A 6153-nucleotide genomic window follows, 5' to 3' on the forward strand; every position below is an offset into this window, starting at 1 on the left:
ATATCGTCCAATTCTGGTGATTATGACCACAAATGATAAGGTTTTAATTTGCGGAGCAAAATTAATGTCATAAACTGAACAGGACTAAATTGAGCGGCTAAAAAAAGTCACTCAGCTAAAAAACTAAATCCTATAGGGGGAACTTAAGGTGAATATTCTTGGATATGCGCAGAAGTTAGGTAAAGCTCTTATGCTACCTATCGCAACGCTTCCGGTTGCGGCGCTCTTACTACGTTTGGGTCAAGGTGACCTATTAGACATTCCGTTCATGGCACAAGCAGGTGGTGCTATTTTCGGTAACCTTCCACTACTATTCGGTCTAGGTATTGCTATCGGTCTTTCTAAAGACGGTAACGGTGCTGCAGGTCTAGCTGGTGCAGTTGCGTACTTCGTACTAACCGCTACAGCAACTACAATTAACGCTGACGTTAACATGTCATTCTTCGGCGGTATCATCGCTGGTATCATCGCAGGTCACTCATACAACGCTTTCCATGCAACCCGTCTTCCTGAGTGGTTGGCATTCTTCTCTGGTAAGCGTTTAGTACCTATTATGGCAGGTCTATTTGCTTTAGTTGCAGGTGCTATTAGTGGTGTGGTTTGGCCATCAATCCAAGGCGGTCTTGACGCGCTAGCTCACGCAGTATCGACTTCTGGCGCAGTTGGTCAGTTCGTATACGGTACGCTTAACCGTGCTCTTATCCCGGTAGGTCTTCACCACGTTCTTAACTCATATTTCTGGTTCGGTATGGGTACTTGTCAAGAAATCGTAGTAGCAGGCGCTGCTGGTTTCGAAAACATCAAACAACTTTGTGTGGATCCAGCTCTAGCGAAAACTCTCGTTGCTGGCCAAGAGTACACATTTGAGTTTGCAAACTCTGTCACTCCAGAAATCACTGCAACTGTTAAAGAAGTAACTGAAACAGTTAAATCTGGTGACCTACACCGCTTCTTCGGTGGCGATAAAAGTGCTGGCGTATTCATGAACGGCTTCTTCCCAATCATGATGTTCGGTCTACCAGGTGCGGCACTTGCAATGTACCTTGCAGCTCCTGCAGAAAAACGCAGCCAAGTTGGTGGTGCACTATTCTCAGTAGCATTCTGTTCTTTCCTAACAGGTATCACTGAGCCGCTAGAATTCATGTTCGTATTCCTAGCTCCTGCTCTATACGCAATGCACGCTGTATTTACTGGTCTGTCTCTAGTTGTTGCTAACATGTTTGGTACGCTACACGGCTTCGGTTTCTCTGCTGGCCTAATTGACTACCTATTGAACTTCGGTCTAGCTACTAAGCCTCTACTACTAGGCGTAATCGGTCTTGGCTTCGGTGCTCTATACTTCTTCACATTCAGCTTCGCAATCCGCGCATTCAACCTGAAATCGCCAGGTCGTGAAGATGACGAAGAAGAGGCAGGTGCTCCAGCTGGTGAAGCTAAAAACGGCGACCTTGCACGTCAATACCTTAAAGCTCTAGGTGGTCACGATAACCTAACTTCAATTGACGCTTGTATCACTCGTCTACGTCTTACTCTAAAAGACCGCTCTGTAGCTGACGAAGCTGTACTTAAGAAGCTTGGTGCGAAAGGTGTAGTGAAACTTGGTGAGAACAACCTTCAAGTTATCCTTGGTCCTCTAGCCGAAATCGTTGCTGGCGAAATGAAAGCAATCGGTGCAGGCGATGACCTATCTGATGTAAAACTTCCTTAATTACGATAAGTAAGCTAAGAAAGTGATGAAAGCCTCCTTCGGGAGGCTTTTTTGCGTTTTACCTAGATAAAAACGGCTCCTTGCTAGCTTATTAACCATACAGACAAAAAAATAGCGTTTTGAAACGAGATATTGTTGTGTAATTCACCATAATTGTGGATCATTAGACGCAATGTGCTTGGCGGTAAGTTATGTCGTCTAAGTAAAAGATTATCTGAACAATACTAAAATAATTGAGGTGCTATAGATGAGTGAAGCTGAGGCTCGTCCATCGAACTTCATTCGCCAAATCATTGATAAAGATTTAGCGGATGGTAAACACACAAGCGTGCATACTCGTTTCCCGCCAGAGCCAAATGGTTATTTGCATATCGGTCACGCTAAGTCAATTTGCTTAAACTTTGGTATTGCTCAGGACTACCAGGGCAAGTGTAATCTTCGTTTTGATGATACAAACCCAGAAAAAGAAGACGTGGAATACGTTGAGTCAATTAAGAATGATGTGAGCTGGTTAGGCTTCGAGTGGGATGGTGAGGTATGTTACTCATCAAATTACTTCGACAAGCTTTACGGCTATGCAGTGGAATTAATTAACAAAGGCTTAGCGTACGTTGAAGAGCTAAGTCCTGAGCAGATCCGTGAGTATCGTGGAACACTTACCGAGCCAGGTAAGCCTAGCCCCTACCGTGATCGTACGCCTGAAGAAAACCTAGCGCTATTTGAGAAGATGCGCGATGGCGGTTTCGAAGAAGGCAAAGCATGTTTGCGTGCCAAAATTGACCTAGCGTCATCTTTCATTGTACTGCGTGACCCGGTTATTTACCGTGTTCGTTTTGCAGATCATCACCAAACGGGTGATAAGTGGTGTATTTACCCAATGTATGACTTTACGCACTGTATTTCAGATGCGTTAGAAGGTATTACCCACTCACTATGTACATTAGAGTTCCAAGATAACCGTCGCCTATATGACTGGGTATTAGATAACATCACTATTGATTGCCAACCTCGTCAGTATGAGTTTAGCCGTCTAAATCTAGAATACACTGTGATGTCTAAGCGTAAGCTAAACCAACTTGTTACTGAAAAACTAGTAAATGGTTGGGATGACCCACGTATGCCAACGATCTCGGGTCTTCGTCGTCGTGGTTTCACGCCTGCGTCTATTCGTGAGTTCTGTAAGCGTATTGGTGTGACAAAGCAAGACAACATGATAGAGATGAGCTCGTTAGAGTCTTGTATTCGTGATGACTTGAACGAAAATGCGCCGCGTGCAATGGCTGTACTTGATCCAGTCAAGATTGTAATTGAAAACTTTGACGCAGATAAGGTTGAGACACTTACTGTTGCTAATCATCCAAATAAACCTGAAATGGGTGAGCGCGAAGTGCCGTTTACTCGTGAAGTTTGGATTGAGCGTGAAGATTTCCGTGAAGAAGCAAACAAGAAGTACAAGCGTCTCGTTCTAGGTAAAGAAGTTCGTCTTCGTGGTGCTTACGTAATTAAAGCGGAGCGTATCGAGAAAGATGAAGCGGGTAACATTACCACGATCTTCTGTAGCTACGATGCTGACACGCTAGGTAAGAACCCAGCTGACGGCCGTAAAGTCAAAGGTGTAATTCACTGGGTATCAGCAGATAAAGGCCTTCCGGCTGAGATTCGTCTATACGATCGTCTGTTTACTGTACCAAACCCAGCTGCAGCGGATAACTTTGCAGAGACAATCAACCCAGACTCACTTGTGAAGCTAAATGGTTTTGTTGAACCAAGCCTTGCACTAGCGCAAGCTGATCAAGGTTACCAGTTTGAACGTACGGGCTACTTCTGTGTTGATGCTAAAGATTCTTCACCAGAGTCATTAGTGTTCAACCGCACTGTAGGCCTACGTGATACTTGGGCGAAGATTGAAGCTAAGTGATAAACAGTTAGCGTAAATAAACAAAAGCCAGTCTCGATGACTGGCTTTTTAGCTTCTATATATAAAAAACGTTAGCCGAAGCTAACGTTTTTTTAGCGAGTTTAAGCCTATTTCTTAGGCTTGTGTGCATCAGGGTTGTCTTTGCAGTTACCTACGGCGCATTTGCCGTAAAGGTATAGACTGTGGTTGGTGAGGCTAACGTTATATTGAGCAGCGATCTCTTTTTGACGTTCCTCGATGATGTCATCAGAAAATTCGATAACCTCGCCGCAATCTAAACAGACTAGGTGGTCGTGGTGATGCTGAGTTGACAGTTCAAATACAGACTTGCCGCCTTCAAAGTGGTGGCGAGTTACGATACCTGCGTCATCAAACTGGTTCAATACTCGATACACTGTTGCCAAGCCAATCTCTTCACCGAGATCAATCAGCTTTTTGTACAGTTCTTCAGCACTGATATGTTGGCATTCAGGTTGCTGTAATACTTCTAAAATCTTTAGTCTTGGAAGGGTAACTTTAAGACCAGCATCCTTTAGCGCTTGGTTATTGTCTGACATATACTTTCCTGTTGATGATCTGCAGTTATTAACAGAATACAATATTCATAACATTATAGGGTAGTCCCGTTAAACAATAAACCCGAAGTTCAAAGGGTTACTACTATTTTTCTATAAACAAGTGTGAAATCACTGATTATACACATCAGACCAGTTACAATATTTTAACATAATGAGAAGTGTGATCTGTTGAGGACAAGAAATGAATAAGTCACTGGCTAAAGTTTACAAACCTGGAATTGTAAAATTTGCGTTGAACTCATGGCCACCTTTTTGGGGGGCTGGAATAAAAATACTCTCAATTAGTGATGATTTTCGTGAAGTAAAAATGAAGCTTAAGCTGCGCTGGTGGAATAAAAATGCCAATCGGACCCAGTATGGCGGGAGTATTTTTTCACTCACGGATCCTGTTTATTCATTGATGTTAATGGGTATTTTAGGTGAGCGCTATTACGTATGGGATAAAGAAGCCAGTATCAACTTTATTAAGCCTGGTCAGAGTGATCTGTTTGCTGAATTTTGCGTGAGTCAAAATCAGTTAGAGGAGATCTTACGTCAGACTTCCGAAGGGGATAAGTGTTTTCCAGAGTTTCTTATCTATGTCAAAGATAAACACGGCAATGTCGTTTCTGAAGTTCAACGTAAGCTCTATGTGCGTAAGAAACCCCAGTTTCGTGAAGAGGATAGCGAAGAACAAACCGCATAAAAAAACCTCCGCAAAGGAGGTTTTATCGAGGAGAGTGGCTTAACCTTCAAGTTCAGCTAGGCACATCTCTTCGTGAATCTGCTTACACCAATTGTTTACACGCTCTTCAGTAAGCTCTGGTTGACGGTCTTCGTCGATACAAAGACCAACGAACAGGCTGTCATCGCCTTCAACAAGACCTTTAGAAGCTTCAAACTCGTAACCTTCGGTAGAAGTGTAGCCAAGGATTGTGCCGCCTTTCGCTTCAACGATATCACGTACTGTACCCATCGCGTCACAGAAGTACTCTGCGTAGTCTTCTTGGTCACCACAGCCAAAGATTGCAACAAGCTTGGTTGAGAAGTCGATTTGCTCAAGCTCTGGGAAGAAATCATCCCAATCACATTGTGCTTCACCGTAGTACCAAGTTGGGATACCAAGCAGCAGTAAATCGAAGTTATCGATGTCTTCTTTGCTGCTTTTCGCGATATCTTGAACGTGAACCAGTTGTTTACCCAGTTGCTTTTGAATCATCTTTGCAACAGCTTCAGTGTTACCTGTATCGCTACCAAAGAAGATGCCTACACTTGCCATAGATTCGTTACCTTTACTAAATTTCGTTGTGGATTCGGTTGATATCAGCCGATACCACCACCTTCCCAGCTAAGCTGAATAATACCTTTGGCGATAAACCCAGCACAGCCTAGGAATAGGACTAACCATACAATTCTGCGACCGAAAGGGGGAACATTACCCGCTTTGAGAACATCTTTTATCGCCATACCAATTAAAAAGAAGATAGACGCGAAAAGAAGATCGAGACCAATTGACTCGAGCATGTTCATGTAGTCGTACAGCATGGAATCCCTTTATGCCAAATTACTTGCGCCGAACTATACCACTGTTACTAGATAAAGTTAACGGGCATAGCACAACTCATCTCTCATTCTGTTTTAAGCAATAAATTTGCGAATTGCACGCAGCACTTCCGCAGGCTTTTCTGCGTGCAACCAATGACCTGTGTTAGCAATAACATGAGCTTTGGCGCTGCTGAATTGTTTTTGAACTTCACCCTGATGTTCTGCGGTTAGGTAGTCAGAATCGCCACCTTTAACAAATAGGGTTGGGGTGGAGATGGTTTCTACTGGCTCCCAACCAAGGATCTGCCAATAGTTTTCCGACAAACTCTCGACATTAAACCGCCAAGCCAGATGCTCGCCTGTATTGTAGAGTGACTTGCTAAGAAACTGACGAACACCTTCGAGTTCAATATGTTCAGCTAAAA

At 43.5% G+C, this 6153-nt stretch carries 7 protein-coding genes; 3 read left to right on the plus strand and 4 right to left on the minus strand.

Features of this window, described 5'->3' with window-relative positions:
• Nucleotides 1-148 precede the first annotated feature (148 nt).
• Nucleotides 149-1708 (plus strand): N-acetylglucosamine-specific PTS transporter subunit IIBC, encoded by a 1560-nt coding sequence (gene nagE / locus QTO00_RS12680; protein ID WP_331425133.1) that lies wholly within the window; start codon nucleotides 149-151, stop codon nucleotides 1706-1708.
• Between the two features lie 247 nt (nucleotides 1709-1955).
• A complete protein-coding gene (glnS, locus tag QTO00_RS12685) occupies nucleotides 1956-3626 on the plus strand; it encodes a glutamine--tRNA ligase (protein WP_331425134.1) in 1671 nt (556 codons plus the stop codon).
• A 107-nt stretch (nucleotides 3627-3733) separates the two neighbouring features.
• Here glnS and fcrX read toward each other — a convergent pair whose 3' ends face one another.
• A complete protein-coding gene (fcrX, locus tag QTO00_RS12690) occupies nucleotides 3734-4183 on the minus strand; it encodes a ferric iron uptake transcriptional regulator FcrX (RefSeq protein ID WP_331425135.1) in 450 nt (149 codons plus the stop codon).
• Nucleotides 4184-4385: 202 nt separating this feature from the next.
• Between fcrX and QTO00_RS12695 the strand changes: the two genes are divergently transcribed.
• The gene (locus QTO00_RS12695) at nucleotides 4386-4889 is read left to right on the plus strand and encodes a DUF4442 domain-containing protein (RefSeq protein WP_331425136.1); all 504 of its coding nucleotides are present in this window, start codon (nucleotides 4386-4388) and stop codon (nucleotides 4887-4889) included.
• 39 nt (nucleotides 4890-4928) lie between these two features.
• On the opposite strand, the gene fldA is transcribed toward QTO00_RS12695, so the two are convergent.
• The 3 genes from fldA to QTO00_RS12710 all read right to left on the minus strand — a co-directional run.
• On the minus strand, nucleotides 4929-5462 hold the full coding sequence (fldA, locus tag QTO00_RS12700; protein ID WP_038205735.1) for a flavodoxin FldA: 534 nt from the start codon (nucleotides 5460-5462) through the stop codon (nucleotides 4929-4931).
• 44 nt (nucleotides 5463-5506) lie between these two features.
• Nucleotides 5507-5728 carry a DUF2788 domain-containing protein gene (locus tag QTO00_RS12705; RefSeq protein WP_004413180.1) on the minus strand — a complete coding sequence of 74 codons (222 nt, stop codon included), beginning with the start codon at nucleotides 5726-5728 and terminating at the stop codon, nucleotides 5507-5509.
• 93 nt (nucleotides 5729-5821) lie between these two features.
• Nucleotides 5822-6153: alpha/beta fold hydrolase (locus tag QTO00_RS12710; protein ID WP_331425137.1), on the minus strand; the 332-nt coding region annotated here is incomplete at its 5' end.

The organism is Vibrio sp. M260118, assembly GCF_036533755.1.
In the GTDB taxonomy this organism is placed as follows: domain Bacteria; phylum Pseudomonadota; class Gammaproteobacteria; order Enterobacterales; family Vibrionaceae; genus Vibrio.

Excerpts from the sequence above, each read along its gene's own strand:
- QTO00_RS12695 (WP_331425136.1), top strand. The coding sequence starts at position 4,386 with ATGAATAAGTCACTGGCTAAAGTTTACAAACCTGGAATTGTAAAATTT.
- glnS (WP_331425134.1), top strand. The coding sequence starts at position 1,956 with ATGAGTGAAGCTGAGGCTCGTCCATCGAACTTCATTCGCCAAATCATT.
- fldA (WP_038205735.1), bottom strand. The coding sequence starts at position 5,462 with ATGGCAAGTGTAGGCATCTTCTTTGGTAGCGATACAGGTAACACTGAA.
- QTO00_RS12705 (WP_004413180.1), bottom strand. The coding sequence starts at position 5,728 with ATGCTGTACGACTACATGAACATGCTCGAGTCAATTGGTCTCGATCTT.
- fcrX (WP_331425135.1), bottom strand. The coding sequence starts at position 4,183 with ATGTCAGACAATAACCAAGCGCTAAAGGATGCTGGTCTTAAAGTTACC.